The following is a 432-nucleotide window of genomic DNA, read 5'->3' as shown; positions in this document are numbered from 1 at the left end:
GAGTAGACCAAGTAGGAGCAGTAGTATCTTCGATAGTAATGATTTGAGTGAAAATAGCAGAAGTATTTCCGCAATCATCATTAACAGTCCAAGTATTAGTATATGTTCCGGCGTTAGCACAACCTTGAGAAGCTACAAAAGCACCGCTTACTTTTACAATGTTTGTCACATCAGTATCACAAGCATCAGTAGCTACTGGGAATTGCGCTTGAGCATTAGCTAAAGCTGTTGCATCACTACATTGAACAGTAGTATTTAATGTTCCCCCTTGTGTTGACCAAGTAGGAGCAGTAGTATCTTCGATGGTAATGATTTGAGTGAAAATAGCAGAAGTATTTCCGCAATCATCATTAACAGTCCAAGTATTAGTATATGTTCCGGCGTTAGCACAACCTTGAGAAGCTACAAAAGCACCGCTTACTTTTACAATGT

The 432-nt window shown here is 39.1% G+C and carries 1 protein-coding gene; it reads right to left on the bottom strand.

Translation table 11 applies throughout. From position 1 onward, the window contains the following. The coding region (locus ACHRV5_RS22435; protein WP_395428340.1) for an Ig-like domain-containing protein at positions 1 to 432 on the bottom strand (432 nt) is incomplete at both ends.

The organism is Flavobacterium sp. FlaQc-52, assembly GCF_044007495.1.
GTDB lineage: Bacteria > Bacteroidota > Bacteroidia > Flavobacteriales > Flavobacteriaceae > Flavobacterium > Flavobacterium cupriresistens.
The sequence above is the reverse complement of the archived record's forward strand: the minus strand, read 5'-3'. Positions and strand labels throughout refer to the sequence as shown.